The organism is Paraburkholderia sp. BR10937 (genome assembly GCF_040965695.1).
GTDB lineage: Bacteria > Pseudomonadota > Gammaproteobacteria > Burkholderiales > Burkholderiaceae > Paraburkholderia.
Window position 1 is genome coordinate 1 of the sequence record NZ_JBFRCL010000337.1, and the last position, 206, is coordinate 206.

The 206-nt window shown below is 53.4% G+C and carries 1 rRNA gene; it reads left to right on the forward strand.

Annotated features, from left to right (window positions below):
* Positions 1 to 206: ribosomal RNA gene (locus AB4Y44_RS43175) — 23S ribosomal RNA — on the forward strand; the annotation flags it as partial.

Here is a 206-nt window from a genome sequence, read left to right on the forward strand (position 1 = left end):
CGTCCGGTGTCAAGAGGGAAACAACCCAGACCGCCAGCTAAGGTCCCCAAATATGGCTAAGTGGGAAACGAAGTGGGAAGGCTAAAACAGTCAGGAGGTTGGCTTAGAAGCAGCCACCCTTTAAAGACAGCGTAATAGCTCACTGATCGAGTCGTCCTGCGCGGAAGATGTAACGGGGCTAAGCCATATACCGAAGCTGCGGATGC